Source organism: Aeromicrobium sp. S22 (assembly GCF_009661045.1).
GTDB lineage: Bacteria > Actinomycetota > Actinomycetes > Propionibacteriales > Nocardioidaceae > Aeromicrobium > Aeromicrobium yanjiei.
The window spans coordinates 488109-510800 of the sequence record NZ_WJWV01000001.1 but is presented as its reverse complement, the minus strand read 5'-3'; the positions used below and the strand labels follow the sequence as shown (position 1 = coordinate 510800).

The 22692-nt window shown below is 71.0% G+C and carries 20 protein-coding genes; 9 read left to right on the top strand and 11 right to left on the bottom strand.

Going from position 1 to position 22692, the window contains the following annotated elements; all coding sequences use genetic code 11:
• Positions 1-13: 13 nt before the first annotated feature.
• Positions 14-799 (bottom strand): sugar phosphate isomerase/epimerase, encoded by a 786-nt coding sequence (locus GEV27_RS02485; protein WP_208430982.1) that lies wholly within the window; start codon positions 797-799, stop codon positions 14-16.
• Between the two features lie 24 nt (positions 800-823).
• On the bottom strand, positions 824-1735 hold the full coding sequence (locus GEV27_RS02480) for a Ppx/GppA phosphatase family protein (RefSeq protein ID WP_153654549.1): 912 nt from the start codon (positions 1733-1735) through the stop codon (positions 824-826).
• A gap of 64 nt (positions 1736-1799) precedes the next feature.
• On the opposite strand from GEV27_RS02480, the gene GEV27_RS02475 reads away from it, so the two are divergent.
• On the top strand, positions 1800-2543 hold the full coding sequence (locus GEV27_RS02475) for a hypothetical protein (protein WP_153933387.1): 744 nt from the start codon (positions 1800-1802) through the stop codon (positions 2541-2543).
• Between the two features lie 42 nt (positions 2544-2585).
• Positions 2586-3224, top strand: coding sequence for a VOC family protein (locus tag GEV27_RS02470; RefSeq protein WP_153654551.1), 639 nt, complete (start codon positions 2586-2588; stop codon positions 3222-3224).
• Here GEV27_RS02470 and GEV27_RS02465 read toward each other — a convergent pair.
• Positions 3221-3907: a hypothetical protein gene (locus GEV27_RS02465; protein ID WP_153654552.1), complete on the bottom strand. Its 687-nt coding sequence runs from the start codon at positions 3905-3907 to the stop codon at positions 3221-3223. The genes GEV27_RS02470 and GEV27_RS02465 overlap by 4 nt on opposite strands.
• A gap of 125 nt (positions 3908-4032) precedes the next feature.
• Here GEV27_RS02465 and radA point away from each other — a divergent pair, with 125 nt between their 5' ends.
• Positions 4033-5409, top strand: a complete 1377-nt coding sequence (gene radA / locus GEV27_RS02460) for a DNA repair protein RadA (protein WP_153654553.1) — start codon at positions 4033-4035, stop codon at positions 5407-5409.
• Positions 5410-5454: 45 nt separating this feature from the next.
• On the top strand, positions 5455-6555 hold the full coding sequence (gene disA, locus GEV27_RS02455; protein ID WP_153654554.1) for a DNA integrity scanning diadenylate cyclase DisA: 1101 nt from the start codon (positions 5455-5457) through the stop codon (positions 6553-6555).
• A gap of 28 nt (positions 6556-6583) precedes the next feature.
• Here disA and GEV27_RS02450 read toward each other — a convergent pair whose 3' ends face one another.
• Positions 6584-7324 carry a hypothetical protein gene (locus GEV27_RS02450; protein ID WP_153933386.1) on the bottom strand — a complete coding sequence of 247 codons (741 nt, stop codon included), beginning with the start codon at positions 7322-7324 and terminating at the stop codon, positions 6584-6586.
• A gap of 46 nt (positions 7325-7370) precedes the next feature.
• Here GEV27_RS02450 and GEV27_RS02445 point away from each other — a divergent pair, with 46 nt between their 5' ends.
• A complete protein-coding gene (locus GEV27_RS02445; RefSeq protein WP_153933385.1) occupies positions 7371-8273 on the top strand; it encodes an A/G-specific adenine glycosylase in 903 nt (300 codons plus the stop codon).
• 89 nt (positions 8274-8362) lie between these two features.
• On the opposite strand, the gene GEV27_RS02440 is transcribed toward GEV27_RS02445, so the two are convergent.
• Positions 8363-10873 (bottom strand): ATP-dependent Clp protease ATP-binding subunit, encoded by a 2511-nt coding sequence (locus tag GEV27_RS02440; RefSeq protein ID WP_153654557.1) that lies wholly within the window; start codon positions 10871-10873, stop codon positions 8363-8365.
• 216 nt (positions 10874-11089) lie between these two features.
• Here GEV27_RS02440 and nhaA point away from each other — a divergent pair, with 216 nt between their 5' ends.
• Positions 11090-12916: a Na+/H+ antiporter NhaA gene (nhaA, locus tag GEV27_RS02435; protein WP_153654558.1), complete on the top strand. Its 1827-nt coding sequence runs from the start codon at positions 11090-11092 to the stop codon at positions 12914-12916.
• A gap of 7 nt (positions 12917-12923) precedes the next feature.
• Here the strand turns inward: nhaA and lysS are convergent, their stop codons facing one another.
• From lysS to GEV27_RS02405, 6 genes are all read right to left on the bottom strand, one after another.
• A complete protein-coding gene (gene lysS, locus GEV27_RS02430) occupies positions 12924-14417 on the bottom strand; it encodes a lysine--tRNA ligase (RefSeq protein WP_153933933.1) in 1494 nt (497 codons plus the stop codon).
• A 62-nt stretch (positions 14418-14479) separates the two neighbouring features.
• The gene (locus GEV27_RS02425) at positions 14480-15274 is read right to left on the bottom strand and encodes a type III pantothenate kinase (RefSeq protein ID WP_153933384.1); all 795 of its coding nucleotides are present in this window, start codon (positions 15272-15274) and stop codon (positions 14480-14482) included.
• Positions 15275-15284: 10 nt separating this feature from the next.
• Positions 15285-15719 carry an aspartate 1-decarboxylase gene (gene panD, locus GEV27_RS02420; protein WP_153654559.1) on the bottom strand — a complete coding sequence of 145 codons (435 nt, stop codon included), beginning with the start codon at positions 15717-15719 and terminating at the stop codon, positions 15285-15287.
• 2 nt (positions 15720-15721) lie between these two features.
• Positions 15722-16561: a pantoate--beta-alanine ligase gene (panC, locus tag GEV27_RS02415; RefSeq protein ID WP_153933383.1), complete on the bottom strand. Its 840-nt coding sequence runs from the start codon at positions 16559-16561 to the stop codon at positions 15722-15724.
• A gap of 2 nt (positions 16562-16563) precedes the next feature.
• Positions 16564-17466, bottom strand: a complete 903-nt coding sequence (locus tag GEV27_RS02410; protein WP_228764911.1) for a Rossmann-like and DUF2520 domain-containing protein — start codon at positions 17464-17466, stop codon at positions 16564-16566.
• Between the two features lie 123 nt (positions 17467-17589).
• A complete protein-coding gene (locus tag GEV27_RS02405; RefSeq protein WP_153933382.1) occupies positions 17590-19056 on the bottom strand; it encodes a glycosyltransferase family A protein in 1467 nt (488 codons plus the stop codon).
• Between the two features lie 35 nt (positions 19057-19091).
• Between GEV27_RS02405 and GEV27_RS02400 the strand changes: the two genes are divergently transcribed.
• Genes GEV27_RS02400 through GEV27_RS02390 form a run of 3 tightly spaced genes read left to right on the top strand, consistent with a single transcriptional unit; the run spans position 19092 to position 22632 of the window.
• Entirely contained in the window at positions 19092-20021 is a 930-nt protein-coding gene (locus GEV27_RS02400) for an SAM-dependent methyltransferase (protein ID WP_153933381.1), read from the top strand.
• Positions 20018-21493, top strand: a complete 1476-nt coding sequence (locus GEV27_RS02395; RefSeq protein ID WP_153933380.1) for a polysaccharide pyruvyl transferase family protein — start codon at positions 20018-20020, stop codon at positions 21491-21493. Before GEV27_RS02400 ends, GEV27_RS02395 begins: the two co-directional genes overlap by 4 nt.
• Positions 21490-22632, top strand: coding sequence for an NADH-quinone oxidoreductase subunit D (locus GEV27_RS02390; protein WP_153654564.1), 1143 nt, complete (start codon positions 21490-21492; stop codon positions 22630-22632). Before GEV27_RS02395 ends, GEV27_RS02390 begins: the two co-directional genes overlap by 4 nt.
• Positions 22633-22692: the final 60 nt, after the last annotated feature.

Sequence of the window (22692 nt, the reverse complement as noted above, 5' to 3'; positions counted from 1 at the left end):
CGCGGCCCCGGGCTCAGACCGAGGCGTGCAGGCGGGTGAAGGCCAGCGCCTCGAGGAGGTCGGCCTCGCGCTCGGACTGGTCCTTGGCCTTGCGCGTGTTGATCTCGACGACGATCTCACCGTCGTATCCCGATCCCGCGACCGCGGCCAGGAACTCCTCGCACGGCTGGCTGCCGCGGCCGGGGATCATGTGCTCGTCCTTGGCCGATCCCGAGCCGTCTGCGATGTGCACGTGCGCGAGCCGGTCCCCCAAGGCGTCCGCCATCGCGAGGGGGTCACCACCGGCCGTCGAGCTGTGCGACAGGTCGAGCGTCACGTGGGCGTAGTCCTGCTCGATCGGGTCCCAGCCCGGCGCGTACGCCTGGAACTCACGCTTGCCGGTGCGCCAGGGATACATGTTCTCCACCGCGTACGTGATGCCGTGCTCGGCCTCCAGGTCCGCGATGCCCTCGACGAATCCCTTCGCGTAGTCGCGCTGCCACCGAAAGGGTGGGTGCACCACCACGACCGACGCGCCGACCTCGTGGGCCATCTCGGCGCTGCGGTGCAGCTTGCCCCACGGGTCGGTGCCCCAGACCCGCTGCGTGACCAGCAGGCAGGGCGCGTGGACCGACACGACCGGCATCTCGTGGAACGAGCTCAACGCCTTGATCGCGGTGATGTCGGCGCTGACGTCGTCGATGCCGACCATGACCTCGACCCCGTCGTAGCCCAGCCGGGCTGCCGCCTCGAATCCGCTCGCGGTCGACCCCGGGTAGACCGACGAGGTCGACAGGGAGACGCGGAGGGGATCGGGCACGACTCCCACTGTAGGTCGGGACCCTCAGAGTGCGTCGAGATGCTCCAACAGGACACCCTCTCGCAGCGCCCAGGGGCAGATCTCCAGCTCGGACAGGCCGAACAGGTCCATCGCCGCATCTGCCACGATCGCGCCCGCACGCATCTGGTGGGCCCGGTCGGGCGAGACCCCGGGCAGTGCGGCGATCGCCTCGGGGGTCATCGTCCCCAGGGACGCGACGAGGGCCGACAGGTCGCTCCGGCGCAGCACCCGGCGCACGTACGGACCCTCGGCGGACGGGGCGGCACCGCAGATGCGAGCCAGTGAACGGAACGTCTTGCTCGTGGCCACCGCCCGGTCGAAGGTCCCGCCGCGAAGCACCGCTCCCGCCCCGTCGGCGATGACAGCGCGGACGTGCAGCCGCAGATCGGCGGCGGACCGCCCGGCCTCGAGCCACTCGCGGGTCAGTCGGCCGGCGCCGAGCGGGACCGACCGGGCGACGTCCGGGGACTCGTCCGAGCCCGCGGCGATCTCGAGCGAGCCGCCGCCGATGTCGAACACCCCGAGCCGGCCCGAGGACCAGCCGAACCAGCGCCGCACCGCGAGGAACGTCAGCCGCGCCTCGTCCTCCCCGGACAGCACCTGCAGCTCAAGGCCGCTGGCTGCGTTGACGGCCGCGATGACCTCGTCGGCGTTGACCGCGTCACGCACCGCCGAGGTCGCGAACGCCAGGATCGTCGTGCAGCCCTTGTCGGCCGCCTCGGCGCGCGCCTCCACGACGTACTTGACGAGACGGGACACGCCCTCCTCCGTCACCGCCTGGTCGGCGTCGAGCTGCTCCGCGAGTCGCAGGGGCTCCTTGTAGGAGTGGGCCGGGACGGGTGGACCGCCGCGAAAGGCGTCGACGACGAGGAGGTGGCCCGTGTTGGACCCGATGTCGAGGACGCCCATACGCATGCGGCCATTGTCGCACCTGCGGCCCGCAGGCCGGGCGGGACCGACGCGGATAGGCTGGTCGGCGATGCCTGAAGTCGAGCTCGGATTCCCCCGCACGTACGTGGAGTTCGCCAACCCGGACGACCCCACGGAGGTCTTCCGCTGCGACCTGACCTGGCTCACGTCGCGCTGGACGTGCATCTTCGGCCAGGGCTGTCCGGGCATCTACGACACCAGCCCGGACGCCGGCTGCTGCACGCTCGGCGCCCACTTCGCGGACGACGAGGACGCCGAGCGCACCCGCGCGATCATGGTCCAGCTCACCCCCGAGGAGTGGGAGAACCACGACGAGGGGCACCGCAGCGGCTGGACCGAGCGTGACGACGACGGCGAGCTCAAGACCCGCGCGTTCCGGGGCGCATGCATCTTCCACAACTCGCGCAGCTTTCCCGGCGGCTACGGCTGCGCGCTCCACGGCTTCGCCCTGTCGAACGACCTCAAGCCGCACACCACCAAGCCCGACGTGTGCTGGCAGCTGCCGCTGCGTCGACAGTTCCGCGACGTCGACCGCGGTGACGGGACGACGTACACCGAGACCGAGATCGGCGAGTACACCCGCGCGGGCTGGGGCCCCGGCGGCGCGGACCTGGACTGGTACTGCTCGTCCAACACCGAGGCACACGTGGGCCCGGAACCGGTCTACCGGACCAACCGGGACGAGCTCGCGGCCATGATGGGCGAGGCCGCGTACGCCGAGCTGGCCCGCCATTGCAGAGACCACGAGGCCCGCGGCGCCAATACACCACATCTGGCGGATCCCCCTCGCTGACCCCCTGTGCGACGGTGCTACACCCCTGGGTCAGAATGCCGTATGCATCTGGACCACGTTTCTTTTGCCGTCGGCGCCAAGGGCCTCGGGGGCACGACCGCAGAGCTTTCCCAGCTCCTGGGCGCGGAGTTCGTCGACGGTGGGGCGCACCCCCGATTCGGCACCCGCAACATGATCCTGCCGCTGCAGAACCGGCAGTATCTGGAGGTCGTCGAGGTGCTCGACCACCCCGCCGCCGACAAGGCCGCCTTCGGCCAGGCCGTCCGTGCACGCCGTGACGCCGGCGGAGGCTGGCTCGGCTGGTGCGTCTCGGTCGATGACATGACCGAGGTCGAGCACCGTATGGGCCGTCACTCGGTGCCCGGCAACCGCCGACGTCCCGACGGCTACAACCTGGAGTGGCGCCAGATCGGCACGAGCGGGATGAAGGCCGATCCGCAGCTGCCGTTCGTGGTCAAGTGGGAGAAGGACCCGGCCGAGCACCCGTCGCAGATGGCCGACACCGGCATCACGCTCACCGCGTTGGAGATCGCCGGCGACCCGCAGCGCCTCGCGGACTACCTGGGCGAGCCGGTGATCGAGGCCCTCGAGGAGATCGAGGTCCGCTGGGTCGCGCCGCACGGGACCCCGGGCATCCTCACCGCAGTCTTCTCGACCCCCTCGGGCGACGTCCGCATCTAGACGTCGGCCGAGCGGGGCTCGGGGGGGCGCACCTCGGCGGTGCGCACCTGGTGGGCCAGCTCCAGCTGTGGCGCCACCTCGGTGAGGCGCCCGCGGCTCCACAGGATGTAGACCCACACCCCCGCGATGATCGAGCCCAGCGCACCGAGCGACATGTCGCTGAGCGTGTCCGCGTAGGCCCCCAGCCGTTCGGGCGACCAGCGCAGGAACGCGAAGTACTCCGCGATCTCCCACAGGAGCGCGGCGCTCACGCCGAAGGCCAGGGTGCGCTCGAGGACGGCGCCGAGTGTGCTCGAGCGGTGCATCGTCAGCAAGATGAACGCGGCCGTCAGCAGGCCCGTGTTGACGAAGTGGATGATGTTGTCAAAGGACTCGACCGTGTCGTACAGGTTGAGGGCGTTGCCGAACATGTCGCTGAAGCACACGAACGTCACGAGGAAGTCGACGGTCCAGGGGAATGACGCCCGCTGGCGCCACCACGTGAACCAGATGAACGGCACGGCGAACGCCAGGAGCGGATAGGCGATCGCCCGCGGGATGAGGCCCTTGCCGTCCAGATTGCCGAATCCGGGCACGATCAGGGCGAGCAGCACCAGCACGAGGAGGCCGGTCTTGGCGGCGATGTCAGCTGACTTGAAGACGGGCGGCGCGGGATAGCGGGTGGCCACGGCGACGGACGTCATCCCCCGAGTTTAAGTGGTCGGTCCGGTTCCAGGACCGGCGGACACCCCGCAGGCGTTCGGGAGCCCGGCGCGCCCGCCCTCCTCGACCGACCGTTCTGTCGCCCCCCTCGCCTAGGGTGAGGGTCATGGCCAGCACCAAGACAGCCCGACCTGCCTACGTCTGCGCCGAGTGCGGCTGGACGACGAGCAAGTGGGTCGGTCGCTGCGGCGAGTGCCAGGCCTGGGGCACGGTCGACGTGGCCGCGCCCGCCCGCGTGGGTCGCACCCAGGCCGCCCCCGTGGCGGCCCCTGCCGTGCCCATCACCCAGGTCGCGGTGGAGTCGGCCCGCTCGGTCGGCTCGGGCATCGGCGAGCTCGACCGTGTGCTCGGCGGCGGCGTGGTCCCCGGCGGCGTCCTGCTCCTCGCCGGCGAGCCCGGGGTCGGCAAGTCGACCCTGCTCCTGGAGGTCGCCGCCCGTTGGGCGCGGGCCGGTCGACGCACCCTGTACGTCTCGGGCGAGGAGTCCGCAGCCCAGGTCCGCCTCCGCGCCGAGCGCACGGGCGCGGTCGACGACAACCTCTACCTCGCCGCCGAGACCGATCTCGGCGGCGTGCTGACCCACATCGAGACGGTCGGCCCCAGCCTGCTGATCGTCGACTCGGTCCAGACGATCGGCTCGGCCGACGTGGACGGCGTCCCCGGCGGCGTGACCCAGGTGCGCGAGGTCGCGTCCGCGGTGATCCAGCGGGCCAAGCGCGACGGCATCGCGACCCTGCTGGTCGGCCACGTCACCAAGGACGGCTCGGTGGCCGGACCGCGCGTGCTCGAGCACCTGGTCGACGTGGTGCTGCAGTTCGAGGGAGACCGCAACTCACGCCTGCGGCTGCTGCGGGCGGTCAAGAACCGCTTCGGTCCCGTCGACGAGATCGGCTGCTTCGACCTGGTCGACGACGGCATCGTCGAGGTGCCCGATCCCACCGGGCTGTTCGTGTCCCGCCACGACCAGCCCGTCGCGGGCACGTGCGTGACCGTCACGATGGAGGGCCGCCGCCCGCTGCTCGCCGAGGTGCAGGCGCTCAGCGTCACCTCGTCGACGCCGTCCCCGCGACGTACGTCCAGCGGTCTGGACTCCTCCCGGGTCGCGATGATCCTGGCCGTGCTCACCAAGCACTGCGGGGTCAACCTGGGCCAGCACGACGTCTACACCGCGTCCGTGGGCGGCGCGCGGCTGATCGAGCCGTCAGTCGATCTCGCGGTGGCGATGGCGACCTTCTCGGCGGTCCTGGAGATCGTGGCGCCGCCCGATCTCGTGGCGATCGGCGAGGTCGGGCTCGCGGGCGAGGTGCGCAAGGTCAGCAACCTCGCGGCCCGTCTGCGCGAGGCCGAGCGCATCGGCTTCAAGCGCGCGGTCGTCCCTGCCGGCTCCGAGGGACTCGACACGATCTCGTCCACGATGTCGATCCGCGCAGTGCACACGATCCGCGAGGCCATGAGCTGTCTGGATGGGTCCGCGGCCTCCTGACGACCCGTAGACTGTCACCCACACGAGACTGAGAAGGGACGGGCGATGGCGACTGCTGCGGAACGCCTGGCGGCGTCCCTCGACGCCTCCGCACGCATGCGCGCGACCCTGTCCTCCGTGGCCCCCGGCACGGCCCTGCGCGAGGGCCTCGAGCGCATCCTGCGCGGCCGCACCGGCGCGCTGATCGTCGTCGGTCACGACAAGAGCGTCGAGGCGATCTCGACCGGAGGGTTCGCGCTCGACGTGCCCTTCACCGCGACCGGGCTGCGCGAGCTGGCCAAGATGGACGGCGCGATCATCCTCGACAAGGACGCCAGCCGCATCGTGATGGCGGGCGTCCACCTGATGCCCGATCCGTCGATCAGGACCGAGGAGACCGGCACCCGCCACCGCACCGCCGACCGGGTCGCCCGTCAGACCGGCGTGCCCGTCATCTCGGTGTCCGCCTCGATGCACATCATCGCCCTGTACCTGGAGGACCGCCGCCACGTCCTGGAGGACACCGGCGCGGTGCTCGGCCGCGCCAACCAGGCCCTCCAGACGCTGGAGCGCTACCGCAACCGCCTCGACGAGGTCTCCGATGCGTTGTCGGCACTCGAGATCGAGGACCTCGTCACGGTCCGCGACGTCTCGGCCGTGGCCCAGCGCCTCGAGATGGTCAGCCGCATCGCCGGCGAGATCGACACCTACGTCCTCGAGCTCGGCACCGACGGCCGTCTGCTGGCCCTGCAGCTCGAGGAGCTCATCGCCGGCGTGGACGCCGAGCGCGAGCTCATCATCCGCGACTACATGCCGACAGGTCGCCGCGGCCGGCCGCTCGAGGCCGTGCTGGCCGAGCTGGCAGCGATCGAGTCCACCCACCTGGTCGACCTCGGCGCAGTCGCCCGCGCCCTGCGCATCGGCACCGAGGAGACCCTCGACGGGCCGCTCGCTCCCCGGGGCTATCGACTGCTGGCGCGCATCCCGCGCCTGCCGATCTCGGTCGTCGAAGGACTCATCCAGCACTTCGGCTCCCTGCAGAAGCTGCTCGCCGCGAGCATCGAGGACCTGCAGAACGTCGACGGGGTCGGCGACCTGCGGGCCCGTGGCGTCCGCGAGGGGCTGTCCCGCCTCGCCGAGTCCAGCATCCTCGAGCGGTACGTCTAGACCGAGCGGCGCCTACGCGGTCGACGCCTCAGTCGTCGGCGGGCCTCGTCGTGCCCTTGGGCGGCTTCGGGGTGGCCTTCGAGGGGGTCGCTGAGCTCTTCTTGGGCGTCGGGGTGCTCTTGGTGGCCTTCGGCGCAGGCTTCGGGGTGGACCGCGCCTCGAGCGTGAACGTCGTCTTGCCGGGCTCGCCCCCGAGGGTGCCGATCTGCACCGTGTACTTGCCCGGCGTCGCGTAGCCCTCGTTCTGGGTGCACCGCGAGCCCGAACCGCGTCCGGTCCAGGTCACGGAGGTCATGGTCGCCCACCCCGGGGAGAGCGCGACGGGCTTGGTCAACGGTGAGACCTTGCAGACCGTGGAGTCCCACACCGCGGTGCCGTTGGCGGTGATGACCGCGATCGCGTCGGCGTCGGCGGGCTTGAGCGTGCAGGCCGTGGTCGCGGTCGAGCTCACGACCAGCCCGATCTCGACGGGTTCCCCGGCACGCTGGTCGGGGCGCACGGTGGGCGTGATGCGCACGAGCTCGGGATCGCACGGCGCAGTCGCCGTCACCAGGGCCACGTCGACGAGGCCGTTGGTCTTCTTCTCCTGGGTCGGCGCGGCGGTGGGCGACGTCGTGGCCGCCGCCTTCGCCTTCGGCTGCGGCGCGGCCTTGTCCTCGTCGTCTCCCCCCACGAGCTGGAGGACGACCCACACGAGGGCGATCAGCGCCGCCAGCACCATGAGTCGTCGACGCCAATAGACCTCGGCGGGCAACCTGCGCTGGCTCACGGTCCCACGATAGGCGGCCGGGACCCCGTGCGAAGATCGACGCGCCATGACGACATCGAACGCTCCCCTGCCGCTGCCCGACCTGGCCCGGTTCCACGAGGACGTGCTGGCGTGGTTCGACGACACCGCACGCGATCTGCCGTGGCGGCGGGACGCCTCCCCGTGGTCGGTCATGGTCTCGGAGTTCATGCTGCAGCAGACGCCCGTGTCGCGGGTCCTGCCCGTGTACACGGCCTGGATGGAGCGCTGGCCGACCCCTGCGGACCTCGCCGCCGAGCCGACCGGGGAGGCCGTGCGGGCGTGGGGGCGGCTCGGCTACCCGCGTCGCGCGCTGCGCCTGCACGCCGCGGCCACGGCCATCGTGGAGCGGCACGGCGGCGAGGTGCCGCGCACCCGCGACGAGCTGCTCGCGCTGCCGGGGGTCGGCGACTACACCGCCGCCGCGATCGAGTCCTTCGCCTTCGGCGGTCGGGCGGTCGTCCTGGACACCAACGTGCGACGGGTCTTCGCGCGCGTCGTGTCGGGTGACCAGCTCCCCGCGAACGCCGTCACGGCCGCCGAGCGGCAGGTCGCCACCGCCCTGGTGCCGATCCAGGACGCGCACCGCTGGGCCGCCGCGACCATGGAGCTCGGCGCGCTCGTCTGCACCGCGCGCTCACCTCGCTGCGAGCAGTGCCCCGTCGCCGAGATCTGCCGATGGCGTGCAGCCGGCTTCCCCGCGTACGACGGGCCCGCGCGGCGCGCACAGTCCTGGGAGGGCACCGACCGGCAGTGCCGCGGCCGGCTCATGGGGGTGCTGCGCGACGCGCCCGGCCCCGTGCCCCGGACGGTCCTCGACGCCGTGTGGCCCGATGCCGCGCAGCGGGAGCGGTGCCTCGACGGGCTCGTCGCGGACCGGCTGGTCGAGCCGGTCGGCGAGGACGAGCTCGCCCTTCCGGGCCACGCCTGACCGATCTGCGCCGAGCACGAACGAGCCCCCGCAGCCACTGGCTGCGGGGGCTCGTTCGATCGTGCAGGTGCTGCTCGTGCAGGTGGTGCCTACTCGGCTCCGGCCTCGACGGCCGGGGGGACCTCGGGCATCTCCAGCTCGAGCTCAGCCTTGTTGCGGCCCTCGAACGTGAAGACCGCCTCGGGGCCCTCGCCCTCGACACCGACCAGGACGATCTGTCCCGGACGCAGCTCCCCGTAGAGGAGCTTCTCGGCCATGACGTCCTCGATCTCGCGCTGCACCGTGCGGCGCAGCGGACGAGCACCCAGGACCGGATCGAAGCCACGCCTCGACAACAGCTCCTTGGCCTCCATCGTGAGCTCGATGTTCATGTCCTTCTCGGCAAGACGCTTCTCCAGCGACGCGATCATCATGTCGACCATCTGGAAGATCTCTTCCTGCGTCAACGGCGGGAACACGATGATCTCGTCGACACGGTTGAGGAACTCAGGCCGGAAGTGCTGCTTGAGCTCGATCGACACGCGCTCCTTCATCTTCGCGTAGGAGCCCGCGGTGTCGCCGGCCTGGCTGAAGCCCAGGTTGACGCCCTTGGAGATCTCCCGCGCACCGAGGTTGGTGGTCATGATGACGACCGCGTTCTTGAAGTTGACGACACGACCCTGACCGTCGGTCAGGTGGCCCTCCTCGAGAATCTGCAACAGCGAGTTGAAGATGTCGGGGTGGGCCTTCTCGATCTCGTCGAACAGGACCACGGAGAACGGCTTGCGACGCACCTTCTCGGTGAGCTGACCGCCCTCCTCGTAGCCGACGTAGCCCGGAGGCGAGCCGAAGAGGCGCGAGACGGTGTGCTTCTCGCTGTACTCCGACATGTCGAGCTGGATGAGGGAGTCCTCGTCGCCGAACAGGAAGTTGGCCAGCGCCTTGGACAGCCAGGTCTTGCCGACGCCCGAGGGCCCGGCGAAGATGAACGATCCACCGGGGCGCTTGGGGTCCTTCAGACCCGCACGCGTACGACGGATCGCCCGCGAGAGCGCCTTGATGGCCTCGTCCTGGCCGATGACGCGCTCGTGCAGCTCGGCCTCCATGTTGAGCAGTCGGCTCGACTCGGCCTCGCTGAGCTGGCCGACGGGGATGCCGGTGGCTTTGGCAAGGACCTCGGCGATGAGCTGCTCGTCCACGACCGCGACGGTGTCGAGGTCGCCGGACTTCCAGGCCTTCTCGCGCTCGGCCTTCGCGCCGATGAGCTTCTTCTCCTCGTCACGCAGGGAGGCGGCAGCCTCGAAGTCCTGCGCGTCGATCGCGCCCTCCTTGCGGCGGCGGACGTCGGCGATCTTGTCGTCGAACTCCTTGAGCTCCGGCGGCGTCGCCATGCGGCGGATGCGCAGGCGGGCTCCGGCCTCGTCGATCAGGTCGATCGCCTTGTCGGGCAGGAAGCGGTCCGAGACGTAGCGGTCGCCCATCGTCGCCGCGGCCACGAGGGCCTCGTCGGTGATCGAGACGCGGTGGTGCGCCTCGTAGCGGTCACGCAGCCCCTTGAGGATCTCGACCGTGTCACTGACCGAGGGCTCCTCGACCAGGATCGGCTGGAAGCGACGGTTGAGCGCCGCGTCCTTCTCGAAGTGCTTGCGGTACTCGTCGAGCGTCGTGGCACCCACCGTCTGCAGCTCACCACGAGCCAGCATCGGCTTGAGGATGCTGGCCGCGTCGATCGCTCCCTCGGCGGCACCCGCACCCACCAGGGTGTGGATCTCGTCGATGAACAAGATGATGTCGCCGCGCGTGCGGATCTCCTTGAGCACCTTCTTGAGGCGCTCCTCGAAGTCACCGCGGTAGCGCGAGCCGGCCACCAGAGCGCCCAGGTCGAGCGTGTAGATCTGCTTGTCCTTGAGCGTCTCGGGGACGTCGCCACGCACGATGTCCTGGGCGAGGCTCTCCACGACGGCGGTCTTGCCGACACCGGGCTCGCCGACCAGCACCGGGTTGTTCTTGGTGCGGCGCGACAGGGTCTGCATGACGCGCTCGGCCTCGTCGTCGCGACCGATGACCGGGTCGAGCTTGCCCTCGCGGGCGGCCTGGGTCAGGTTGCGGCCGAACTGGTCGAGCACCGCGGACGTGCTGGGAGCGGACTCGCTGGGAGCACCCGCAGCCTCGGCCTCCTTGCCCTGGAAGCCGCTGACCAGCTGGATGACCTGCTGGCGGACGCGGTTGAGGTCGGCACCCAGCTTGACCAGCACCTGGGCTGCGACACCCTCACCCTCGCGGATCAGGCCGAGCAGGATGTGCTCGGTGCCGATGTAGTTGTGGCCGAGCTGCAGCGCCTCACGGAGGCTGAGCTCGAGGACCTTCTTGGCGCGGGGGGTGAACGGAATGTGTCCACTGGGCGCCTGCTGGCCCTGGCCGATGATGTCCTCGACCTGTCCACGCACGGCCTCGAGCGAGATGTCGAGGCTCTCGAGGGCCTTGGCAGCGACGCCTTCGCCCTCGTGGATCAGACCCAGGAGGATGTGCTCCGTGCCGATGTAGTTGTGGCTGAGCATGCGTGCCTCTTCTTGGGCAAGCACGACCACACGACGAGCGCGGTCAGTAAATCTCTCGAACATGGCGTCCCCTCTGATGGACTATCCGTTCAGTTTAGGCCCGAGCGGAAATTCGCACGAACCACGTCCATATGTGTTACCCAACCGTCACCGACCGTAGGACGTTCCCCCGTTCGCCGTGGGCGTAACTGGTCTGTCCAGAACCCCGGGACTGCACGGAATCGTGCGTCATGATGTGAGCCACGGAACAACACCGGCCGGGTGGAGGTTGCCAAGCACGTGAGCGATCCGGAGACGACGACCGAGCCCGCGCTGCGGCGGTGGCGCACGGCTGCTGCGAGCAGGTCCGAGCAGCTCGGCGCCCTGCTGCTGCTCACCGCGACGATCGCCGCGATCGGGTGGGCCAACCTGTCCGGCAGCTATGAGCAGTTCTGGGGCACCGACGTCCGCCTGTCCCTCGGTGACGCCGCGATCCACCTCGACCTCTACCACCTGGTCAACGACGCGCTCATGGCGTTCTTCTTCTTCGCAGTCGGGCTCGAGGTCAAGCAGGAGCTCACGATCGGCGAGCTGACCGACCGGTCGCGTGCGATCGTCCCGGCCACGGCCGCCGCGGCCGGCCTCGTCGTCCCGGCTTTCATCTTCTGGCTCGTCGCCGGCGGCTCGGGCGCCGCGCACGCCTGGGGCGTCGTCATCTCGACCGACACCGCGTTCCTGGTCGGCGCGCTCGCCCTCATCGCGCCGAAGCACCCCGCGCGGCTGCGGGTCTTCCTGCTGACCCTCGCCGTCGTCGACGACATCGGTGCGCTCGGGGCGATCGCGATCTTCTACACCGACGAGGTCCACGTCGGGCCGCTGGCGATCGCGCTCGCGGCTCTCGCGGTCATCGCGATGGTGCGGTTCCTGCCGTCGGGTCGCGGGCCGCTCTACGCCGCGCTCTCGGTGGTCGTGTGGTTCGGCCTCCACGAGGCCGGTGTCCACGCGACGCTCGCGGGAGTCGCGGTCGCGCTGCTCATCCCGGTCGCCGAGCCTCGGCGGCACGACGTCGAGCGGGTGGTCGAGCTGACCCGCGCGTTCCGCCAGTCACCCAATCCGGCGTACGCCGCCGCCGCGAGCCGTCAGCTCCGCGAGTCGATCTCGATCAACGAACGCCTGCAGCGGTCCTTCGGACCCTACGTCGCCTACGTGATCCTGCCGATCTTCGCGCTCGCCAACGCCGGCGTCGTGCTGGACGGACCGACCCTGGAGCGGGCTGCCGGCTCGTCCGTGACCTGGGCCGTGATCGCCGGCCTGGTGGTCGGCAAGCTCCTCGGCATCACGCTCGCCACGGTCGTGGTGCAGCGGACTGGGATGGGCGTCCTGGCCCCCGGCCTGACGATCGGGCGGGTCACCGGAGGGGCTGCGCTGTCCGGCATCGGGTTCACGATCTCCCTGCTGATCATCGGCATCGCGATCGACGACCCCGCCCTGCAGGACGAGGCACGGGTCGGCGTCCTGGTCGCGTCCGTGGTCGCCTTCGCCCTCGGCTGGACCATCCTGGCCGTCCTCGACCGCCGCCGTCCGGTCACACCGCCCGGCTCGACGCTGCTGCGCCCCTTCGACCCTGACCGCGACCACTTCGTCGGGCCGGCCGACGCACCGATCATGCTGGTCGAGTACGGCGACTTCGAGTGCCCGTTCTGCAGCCGCGCCACCGGGATGGTCACCGAGGTGATGAACCACTTCGGCGAGGACATCGTCTGGGTGTGGCGCCACCTGCCGTTGCACCAGCCGCACCCCCACGCCGAGCTCGCTGCCCGGGCGTACGAGGCGGCGGACCTGCAGGACCACCGCCTGGAGATGTCCCGCGCGCTGTGGGCCAACCAGGACAGGCTCGAGCGCCTCGACCTGCTGCGCTACGCCGACGAGATCGGGCTGGACGTCGACCGGTTCGAGGCCGACCTCGCCTCCGAGGCCGTCGCCCGGCGCGTCGCCGAGGACGAGGACGACGCCGACCTCATGGACCTGCACTCGACCCCGACGTTCTTCGTCGGCACTGCGCGGCACCACGGGAACTGGGACGCACCCACGCTCATCGCCGCACTCGAGGCGTCCCGCCGGGCCTGAGGTCCGGCTACTCCGCTCGCGTCGTCGGACCGTGCTTGTCGGTTCCCTCCGACTTCGTCGTCGGGAACAGAATGGCGTCGCGGATGCCGATGCCCTGCAGCAGCATCACCAGGCGGTCGACGCCGAAACCGAGACCACCCGCGGGCGGCATGCCGAACTCGAGCGCCCGCAGGAAGTCCTCGTCGACGTCATTGGCCTCGGGGTTGCCGGCCGCGGCCTGGCGCGCCTGCTCCTCGAGTCGCTCACGCTGGATGACCGGGTCGTTGAGCTCGGAGTAGGCCGGGGCCAGCTCCACGCCGTTGATGATCAGGTCCCACGCCTCGACCAGGCCGGGCTTCGAGCGGTGCTTCTTGGCCAGCGGCCGCACCGACTCGGGATAGTCGCGCACGAACGTCGGCTGGATCAGGGTGTGCTCGACGAGCTTCTCGTAGAGCTCCAGGACGATCTCGCCGGCGTCCCAGCCGTCCTGGAGGGCGACCTCGTGCTCGGCGGCCAGCGAGACCAGCTCGTCGACCGGGGTGTCGATGTCGATCGTGCGCCCCACCGCCTCGCTGACCAGCCCGTGGACGGTCGCGTGGCGCCACTCCGCCTCGAGGTCGATCGTCGAGCCGTCGCGACCCGTCACGACCGTCTTGCCGACGGCGCGGGCAGCGTCGAGGACCAGCTCACGGGTCAGGACCGCCATCGTGTCGTACGAGCCGTAGGCCTCATAGGCCTCGAGCATCAGGAACTCGACGTTGTGGGTGTTGTCGACGCCCTCGTTGCGGAACGTCTTGGCCATCTCGTAGACCTTGTCGATGCCACCGACCAGGGCGCGCTTGAGGTGCAGCTCGAGGGCGATGCGCAGCAGGGCCGGCTCGTCGAACGCGTTGACGTGCGTGCGGAACGGCCGGGCCGCGGCGCCGCCGTTGGTGTGCTGCAGCACAGGCGTCTCGACCTCGACGTAGCCCAGGCGGTCGAGCGTCGCACGGAGCGACTGCATGACCTTGGCCTTGACCCGGACGTTGTCGCGAGCCTCGGGGCGCACGATCAGGTCGACGTACCGCATCCGGCTGCGCGCCTCGTCCGACAGCGGGTTGTGCTCGTTGGGCAGCGGGCGGACCGTCTTGGCTGCGAGCCGCCACGCCGTCGCCATCACGGAGAGCTCGCCGCGCCGGCTCGTGATGACCTCGCCGGTCACCGCCAGGTGGTCGCCGATGTCGACCGTCGACTTGAAGTCCGCGAGCCGGTCCTCCCCCACTCCCGCGAGGGAGATCATGGCCTGCAGCGACGTGCCGTCGCCCTCGCGCAGCACGACGAACACGAGCTTGCCCGTGCCGCGGACGAAGATGACCCGGCCGGCGACCGTCACGGTGTCGCCGGTCTGGGCGTCGGGCCCCAGCAGCTCGGGGTCGTACGCCTCGACGACCTGCTTCAGCGTGTGGGTGCGCTCGACGACGACGGGATAGGGCTCCTCACCGCGGTCGATCAGCTGCTGGCGCTTGTCCAGGCGGACGCGCATCTGCTCGGGAAGATCGTCCTCGATGGCGGGGGGATTCGTCGCGTCGGTCACGAGGGTCGAGTCTAGTGGTTGCGCTCGTGGACCAGGCGCAGGCCGGTGAGGGTCAGGAACGGGTCACGGGCCGTGATCGTGGTGCAGTTGTCGACCACGGCGGCGGGGAACGTGCCCGTCGCGATCACCGCGACGTGGTCGGGGTCGCTGCCCAGGGACTCGATGATCCGGGTGACCATCCCGTCGACGAGGCCGGCCGAGCCGAACACCATCCCGGACTGGATCGCCTCGACGGTGTTCTTGCCGACGACGTCACGGGGCTGGGCCAGCTCGACGCTCCGCAGCTGCGCGCCGCGGCGGGCCAGGGCGTCGAGGGACAGCTCGACCCCCGGGGCGATCGCGCCGCCGATGTAGCGGTTGTCCTCGTCGATCACGTCGAAGATCGTCGCGGTGCCGTTGAGGTCGACCACGATCGCGGGTCCGCCGTACAGCTCGACCGCGGCCAGGGCGTTGACGATGCGGTCGGCCCCCACCTCACGCGGGTTGTCGGTGTGGATCGGGACGCCCGTCCGCACTCCCGGACCGACGATCGAGACCGGCAGGTCCGCGTAGTAGCGCTCCTGCATCGACCTCAGCTCGACGAGGATCGTCGGCACGGTGCAGCACAGGCTGACCGCGTCGATCTCGTCGATGCCCGCGCGAACCGTCAAGCCGGTGATCAGCACCTGCCACTCGTCCGCGGTGCGACGCTCGTCGGACGCGACCTGCCAGTGCCCGATCAGCTCACCCTGCTCGGTGCCCGTGGAGAGGTCGAACGCGCCGATCGAGGTGTGGCTGTTGCTGACGTCCAGGCACAGCAGGATCATGGCCGCCGGCTCACCGGGACGCGACGAGGGGGTTGTCGACGACGTCGCCGCGCACCAGGCCCGTGCCCTCGGGCACCTCGGCGGGGTCGGTGCCCAGCGTCATCACCTTGTTGTCGGCGTCGACGAACACGACGCTCGGCTCGAACGTGCGGGCCTCGGCGTCCTCCAGCTGCGCGTACGCGATGAGGATCACGAGATCGCCCGGGTGGACCAGGTGGGCTGCGGCGCCGTTGATGCCGATCACTCCCGAGCCCCGCTCCCCCGCGATCGTGTACGTCTCGAGGCGCGCACCGTTGTCGACGTCGACGATGTGGACGAGCTCGCCGGGCAGCAGGTCGGCAGCATCCAGGAGGTCCTGGTCGACCGTGACCGAGCCGACGTAGTGCAGATCGGCCTGGGTGACGGTCGCGCGGTGGATCTTGGACTTCATCATGGTGCGGATCATGGTCAGTTCTTTCCGAGAGTGAGGCCGATGTTGTCGAGCAGCCGTGGCTTGCCCACGCGGGCCGCGACGAGCAGCCGCGCCTCCTCGCCGGGCACGGCAGGGCCCAGCTCGGGATCGGTCAGGACGAGGTAGTCCAGGTCGACGTCGGCCGGGTCGATCACCGCGTGGGCAGCGGCCAGCACGGCCTCCGGCCCCCCGGGCGCCGCGGCGGCACCGGCCCGCAGGGCGGCCGACAGAGCGACGGCGGTCTGCCGCTCGTCCGCCGTCAGATAGCGGTTGCGCGAGCTCAGCGCGAGTCCGTCGGCCTCGCGCACGGTCGGGCAGCCGACAACCTCGACGCCGAGGGCGAGCTCGCGCGCCATCTGCCGGATCAGGGTGAGCTGTTGATAGTCCTTCTCGCCGAACACCGCGACGTCCGGACGGACCAGCCCGAGGAGCTTGGCCACCACCGTCAGCACTCCGCGGAAGTGGGTCGGCCGGGCACCACCCTCCAGGATCGAACCGAGCGGTCCGGGGTCGACCGTCACGGTGTCGACCAGCCCGGACGGGTACATGACCCCGACGGTGGGCGCGAACACCACGTCGACCCCCGCCTCGGCGCAGCGCTCGAGATCGGCGTCGAACGTCCGGGGATAGTCCTCGAAGTCCTCCCCCGGCGCGAACTGCGTGGGGTTGACGAAGATCGAGGCCACGAGGGTCTCGCCGAGCGGGCGGGCGTGCTTGAGGAGCTGGACGTGGCCGTCGTGGAGCGCGCCCATCGTGGGCACGAAGGAGACCGTGTCGCCGCCGCGGGCCGCAGCGAGCTCGGCGCGGGTGCGGGCGACGACCGGGGACGGCGCCATGGTCAGATCCCGGCCGCGATGTGCGCCATCGCGTCCCAGTCGGCCTCGTCGAGGACCTGGCGGATCGTGCCCGCGGTCGCGGGGGCCAGGCGGTGGTCGGCCTCGGCGCGACGGGCGGTGGCGCGGGCGAGCTCGAGATACGCATCGACGGTCGCATCGTCCACGTGCGCGGCCGCGAGGGCGTCGACGTGGGCCCGGATCGTGGTGATGTCGCCGCGCACGACCGGGCCGGTCAGCGCCGCGTCACCGTAGGCCAGGACGTTGTCGAGCGCCGCGGTCAGCAGCGGCCGCAGGACCGCGGCCGGGTCCTCGGCGCCCGCGCCGCGAAGCAGGTCCATCGACTGCGCCACGAGGGTCACGAGGTGGTTGGCGCCGTGCGCGAGGGCCGCGTGGTAGAGCGCGCGGTCGCTCTCGGCGACCCACATCGGGACGCCGCCGAGGTCCGCGACCAGCTGCTCGGCGAACGGTCGCTCGGCAGAGGCGGCGGTGAGGCCGAAGACCGGCGCGCCGTCGAAGTCGACCGAGGTGCCGGAGAACGTCATCGCGGGGTGGAACGCGATCGGCCGGGCACCCAGACGGGTCAGCGCAGCCAGCGCGTCGAGTCCGTGCCGGCCGCTGGTGTGCAGGACGTACTGGCCTGGGTGCACCGCACCGGACGCGGCGAGCTCCTCGGTGACCGCGATGAGCGCGTCGTCGGGGACCGCGAGGACGAGCACGTCACTGGCTGCTGCGACCTCGGCGGGACTCAGCACCGCGACACCGGGCAGCAGCGTGCTGGTGCGCAGCAGGGAGGCCTCCGAGCGGGCGCTGACCCCGGCGAGCGGGTAGCCGGCAGCGCGGAAGCGGGAGGCGAGGACCGAGCCGACGCGACCTGCGCCGACGATGCCCATGGTGGGACGCAGCATGTGTGGTGCCTTTCGTTCCAGTCCCTGACGGGTACCAGACAAATTGACATCTTGAGTCTAGCCCCGGGTGGCGACCTGCCTAGGGGTACGACCTGTGCCGAACCTCACAGGGGCCCCCGCGACTCAGGACCGGGGGATGCGCGCGGTGACCGTCCCCGACCGCGATCGGTCCCGCAACGTGACGGTGAGCGTGCCGGGCGCCCGCCGACCCGCGCCGTGCAGGGTGACGACCCAGGCCGATCCCGCGTAGCGACGCTGGGCGCCCTGACGGGAGGTGACGACGTACGGCTGACCGCCGTGCACGACGTCCACGAGGTCCCCATCGGTCTTGACGGTCAGCGTCGGCTGCTCGAGCTCGACGTTGCCGAACCAGGCCGCGACGTCGAGGACGAGATCGGCGCCCTCGTGGCGGACCTCGCGCACGATCGCCTTGGCCACGGTCTGCTCGTCGGTCAGGACGTAGGCCTCGGGCGGGACGTCGTCGACCCCCCAGCCGGGCAGGTAGACGGTGAGGCCCGCGGGCTCCTGGCCGGAGGGGTGCATCTCGGGCTGCATGCCCTCGGCCTGCACGAAGCGCCACACCGCGTCGCGGTCACGGACCGCCAGGAGGGTGTTCAGCACCCGGTGCTGGGCCGGGACCTCTGCGGCGTACCGGTCGGCCGGCGCCGCCTCGACGACGCGCGGGACGCGCTCGAACAACGCATCGAGGTACGCGTCGTCGGCTCGCTCGAGCTTGAGCGTGGAGTTGGGGACGTTGTAGCGCAGGTACTGCAGCGCGCGCTCGGCGCGGACGTCCGGCAGGTCCTCGAGCAGCTCCAGCACCGCATCGATCGCATCGAACCGCGCGTGGACCGCCTGCGCCGTGACCTGCCCCTGCGAGATGGACGAGTCCATTCGTCGCCAGCTGTAGGCCACGACCGAGGTGATGTCGATGCCGTCGGCGTCGCGATATGCGCGGGCCGTGACGATCTGGTCACCCGCGAGCAGCACCTCGGGGAACTCGAGCGCCTGGGCGTCCCAGAACGAGCGACGGAAGATCTTGGCGCACGCGATCGCGTTGACCAGCACGTCCGGGCGCTCGGACAGGGACGTGTGCGTCGCGGGCCTTGCGTGCAGCGCCCGGATCCACGGTGCGGGCGGCTTGATCCCGGTGCGCTCGAGGCGCTGGTACGGCATGACGGCCAGGTCGGACCCGCTGCGCGACAAGCCGTCCATCGCGGCGCGGATACCGCCACGGGTCACGGTGTCGTCGGCGTCGACGAAGGTCAGGTAGGTGCCCGTCGCGGCGGCGACTGCGGCCCGCCGAGCGGCACCGACTCCCGCGTTGGGCTGCGACAGCACCGTGAGGCGGCGATCCGCCCGCGCGTGCCGGCGGGCGATCGCCAGGCTGCCGTCGGTGGACCCGTCGTCGATCACGACGACGTCGATGCGCCGGTAGTCCTGCCGCCGGATCGACCGCAGGGCCTCGTCCAGGTGCTCGGCACCGTTGTAGACCGGCACCACGACGCTGAGGACCGGCAGGTCGCGCTGCCGCCACCGGTCGAGCGGGGTCGCGACGACCCGCCGCAGGGCTCGCCTGACTCGATGCACCCGCCGAGCATAGCGAGGGGCCTAGTCTGGCCCGCATGTCGAATCGGCCCCTGCCCTGGCGCCTCGCCTGGCAGCAGGCCCTCTACGGTCCCGACGGCTTCTTTCGTCGGTCCCGGCCTGCGGACCACTTCCGCACGAGCGTCCACGTCGGGATGTTCGCCGAGGCCGTGGCCGAGCTCGCCCGGAGCACGTCCGCAGCCAGCGTGGTCGACATGGGCGCAGGCGGCGGCGAGCTGCTGGCCGCGCTCCGTGACCACCTGCCCGGGGTGCACCTCGCCGGCGTCGAGCTGGCCCCGCGACCAGCCGAGCTGCCCGAGGACATCGACTGGATGCCGGTGTTGCCCGAGCGCGTCGACGGCCTGCTGATCGCCAACGAGTGGCTCGACAACGTGCCGTGCGACGTGGTCGAGCTGGACCCCGCGGGCGTCGTCCGCGAGGTGCTGGTGGACGCCGCGACCGGCGAGGAGACGCTCGGCCCGGAGCACCGCAGCCCGTGGCTCGACCAGTGGTGGCCGCTGACCGAGCCCGGTCAGCGCGCCGAGGTCGGCACCACCCGGGACCTGGCATGGGCCGATGCGGTCCGCCGGGTCGACGGCACCGCGGTGGCGATCGACTACGGCCACCGCGCCGGCGACCGTCCCCCGTTCGGCTCCCTGCGCTCGTACCGCGACGGTCGCAAGGTCGAGGTCCGGCCCGACGGCTCGTGCGACGTCACGGCCGACGTCGCGGTCGACGCGGTCGCCGACGCCACCGGGGGGACGCTCCTGCGCCAGCGCGACGCCCTCGCCCGGCTCGGGATCGACGGCTCCCGCCCGCCGATCGGGCTCGCGCACACCGATCCCGCGGCGTACCTGCGGGCGCTGGGCCGCGCGGGCGAGGCCGGCGAGCTCGGCGCGCGGGGCGGGCTCGGCGATTTCTGGTGGATCGTCAGCGACAGCCGGGGCCATGGAAGACTGGACGCATGACCCGGCTGCTGATCCGATCAGGCAAGGATCCGTTCACCCCGGTGGCCGCGGAGTCGACCTTGACGCAGGACGTCTTCAACAGCAACAGCGGCAACTACCTCTTCCAGCACTCGGTGTGGAAGGCATTGTCGACCGACACCGCCGAGCTGGTCTCCAACGGCACGCTGTCGGAGCGGGTCGTCCCGCAGCGCGGCGACGCCCAGCGGATCGACGAGGAGTTCGACCACTTCGTCGTCCCCATGGCCAATGCGTTCCGCGCCGACTTCGAACCGCGACTGTCGCGCCTGGCCGATCTGGTCGAGCAGCTCACGATCCCGGTCACGGTCGTCGGCATCGGCGCGCAGGCCGCCCACGGCCAGGGCATCGAGTCGCTCGCGCCCGTCTCCGAGACCGTCAAGCGCTTCGTCGGCGCGGTCCTCGACCGCTCGGCCTCGATCGGCGTGCGCGGCGAGTTCACCAAGTCGTACCTGCTGAGCCTCGGCTTCCCCGAGGCCTCGGTCGACGTGATCGGCTGCCCCTCGCTGTTCCTCCACGGTCCGGACTTCCGCGTGGACAAGCGCGCCGAGGCGATCGGACCGGACAGCCGGTTGGCGCTCAACCTCACCCCCGAGGTGCGCGGCATCGGCGCGTTCGCGACCGCGCAGGCCGAGCGGCACCCGCACCTGACGTACATCGGCCAGGACGCGAACGACCTGCGGCTGCTGCTGTGGGGCACCCCGTTCCCGCACGTCCACGACCCGCTCGTGCCCGTGCACCTGGAGCACCCGATCTACCAGCAGGACCGCATGCGGCTCTTCCTCGACACGTGGACCTGGTACGACTTCATGGCCACGCAGGACTTCGCGTACGGCACCCGGTTCCACGGCAACGTCGCGGCACTGCTCGGCGGCACCCCCGCGCTGCTGCTGGCGCACGACTCCCGCACGCTGGAGCTCGCCGAGCACCACCGGATGCCCTACACGCTGATGCCCGAGCTGTCCGCGGACCTCCGGGCCGAGGACCTCTACGAGTCCACCGACCTGACCGAGTTCAACGCCGCGATGCCCGACCGCTTCGCGCGCTACACGGCCTTCCTCGAGCGCAACGGGCTCGAGCACATCTGGACCCCGGGCCACGGCCGCGGCGACTTCGACGAGCGACTCGCCGCCGCGACGTTCCCCCGCCCCGTCCAGCCGCTCATCGCCTCGGACGGCCACGAGATCGCCTCCCGCCTGAAGTGGCTGCGCGACGGGATGGTCCTGGACATCACGCGGCACCCGCAGGCGTACCACCACCCCTTCGAGCACCCGCCGTGGACCGGCGCGGGCAGCCGGCACGCCCGCATCCAGGCCGAGACCGCTGAGAAGATCGCGGCGCAGAAGGGCCAGATCGACGAGCTGTACGCGCGGCTCGAGCGGCTCGAGCGCAGCTCCCCGCGCGGGCTGACGCGCCGGCTCGTGCAGCGGGTCAAGGGCTGGCTGCGCCGCTCATGAACGAGGTCACCGCGAGTGTCGGGACGGGCTTCGCCACGACCGACATGGTGCTCAACATCGGCCCGCAGCACCCCGCGACCCACGGCGTCCTGCGGCTGCGGCTGACACTCGACGGTGAACGGGTCAAGGCCTGCGAGCCGATCATCGGCTACATGCACCGCGGCACCGAGAAGCTCTTCGAGGTGCGCGACTACCGCCAGATCATCGTGCTGGCCAACCGGCACGACTGGCTGAGCGCCTTCTCCAGCGAGCTGGGCGTCGTGCTCGCGGTCGAGGACATGCTGGGCATGCAGGTCCCCGAGCGGGCCACCTGGATCCGGACGCTGCTGGCTGAGCTCAACCGCGTGCTCAACCACCTGATGTTCCTCGGGTCGTATCCCCTCGAGCTGGGCGCGATCACGCCGATCTTCTACGCGTTCCGCGAGCGCGAGACGATCCAGGAGGTCATGGAGGAGGTCTCCGGCGGGCGGATGCACTACATGTTCAACCGGGTCGGCGGGCTCAAGGAGGACATCCCCGCGGGGTGGACCGGGCGGGCGTCCGCAGCGATCGCGACCGTGCGGTCACGGCTCGGCGAGCTCGAGGACCTGATCTTCGGCAACGAGATCTTCCGGGCCCGCACGGTCGGGGTGGGGGTGCTGTCACCCGCGCTCGTCGAGGCGTACGGGGTATCCGGGCCGATCGCCCGGGCGTCCGGGCTCGACCTGGACCTGCGGCGCGACGAGCCCTATCTCGCGTACGGCGAGCTGCAGGACGTCCTGCGGGTGCCGGTGCGGACCGAGGGCGACTGCCACGCCCGGTTCGCGGTGCTGCTGGAGCAGACCAAGGTCTCCCTCGACCTCGCCGACGCGTGCCTCGCCCGGCTGGCCGAGCTCGAGCCGGGGCCGGTCAACGTACGTCTGCCCAAGATCCTGAAGGCGCCCGAGGGCTCCACGTACGTCTGGACCGAGAACCCGCTCGGGCTCAACGGCTACTACCTCGTGTCGCGGGGCGAGAAGACGCCGTGGCGGCTGAAGCTGCGCACCGCCTCGTTCAACAACGTCGCCGTCCTGCCCGAGATCGTCGGCGGAACCGTCGTCGCCGACCTCGTCGCGATCCTCGGCTCGATGTTCTTCGTCGTCGGCGACGTCGACAAATAACCCCCGCCCCGTTCCCCGGTTGCCGGTTTCCCACGGGACCGTGGGAATTGGTCACTCCCC

What these genes read in the sequence shown, in the direction of transcription:
- panD (WP_153654559.1), bottom strand. Translation starts at nt 15,719, where the DNA reads ATGATCCGCACCATGATGAAGTCCAAGATCCACCGCGCGACCGTCACC.
- disA (WP_153654554.1), top strand. Translation starts at nt 5,455, where the DNA reads ATGGCGACTGCTGCGGAACGCCTGGCGGCGTCCCTCGACGCCTCCGCA.
- GEV27_RS02445 (WP_153933385.1), top strand. Translation starts at nt 7,371, where the DNA reads ATGACGACATCGAACGCTCCCCTGCCGCTGCCCGACCTGGCCCGGTTC.
- GEV27_RS02395 (WP_153933380.1), top strand. Translation starts at nt 20,018, where the DNA reads ATGACCCGGCTGCTGATCCGATCAGGCAAGGATCCGTTCACCCCGGTG.
- lysS (WP_153933933.1), bottom strand. Translation starts at nt 14,417, where the DNA reads ATGCGCGTCCGCCTGGACAAGCGCCAGCAGCTGATCGACCGCGGTGAG.
- panC (WP_153933383.1), bottom strand. Translation starts at nt 16,561, where the DNA reads ATGGCGCCGTCCCCGGTCGTCGCCCGCACCCGCGCCGAGCTCGCTGCG.
- radA (WP_153654553.1), top strand. Translation starts at nt 4,033, where the DNA reads ATGGCCAGCACCAAGACAGCCCGACCTGCCTACGTCTGCGCCGAGTGC.
- GEV27_RS02390 (WP_153654564.1), top strand. Translation starts at nt 21,490, where the DNA reads ATGAACGAGGTCACCGCGAGTGTCGGGACGGGCTTCGCCACGACCGAC.
- GEV27_RS02470 (WP_153654551.1), top strand. Translation starts at nt 2,586, where the DNA reads ATGCATCTGGACCACGTTTCTTTTGCCGTCGGCGCCAAGGGCCTCGGG.
- GEV27_RS02440 (WP_153654557.1), bottom strand. Translation starts at nt 10,873, where the DNA reads ATGTTCGAGAGATTTACTGACCGCGCTCGTCGTGTGGTCGTGCTTGCC.
- GEV27_RS02465 (WP_153654552.1), bottom strand. Translation starts at nt 3,907, where the DNA reads ATGACGTCCGTCGCCGTGGCCACCCGCTATCCCGCGCCGCCCGTCTTC.
- GEV27_RS02410 (WP_228764911.1), bottom strand. Translation starts at nt 17,466, where the DNA reads ATGCTGCGTCCCACCATGGGCATCGTCGGCGCAGGTCGCGTCGGCTCG.
- GEV27_RS02400 (WP_153933381.1), top strand. Translation starts at nt 19,092, where the DNA reads ATGTCGAATCGGCCCCTGCCCTGGCGCCTCGCCTGGCAGCAGGCCCTC.
- GEV27_RS02475 (WP_153933387.1), top strand. Translation starts at nt 1,800, where the DNA reads ATGCCTGAAGTCGAGCTCGGATTCCCCCGCACGTACGTGGAGTTCGCC.
- GEV27_RS02425 (WP_153933384.1), bottom strand. Translation starts at nt 15,274, where the DNA reads ATGATCCTGCTGTGCCTGGACGTCAGCAACAGCCACACCTCGATCGGC.
- GEV27_RS02480 (WP_153654549.1), bottom strand. Translation starts at nt 1,735, where the DNA reads ATGCGTATGGGCGTCCTCGACATCGGGTCCAACACGGGCCACCTCCTC.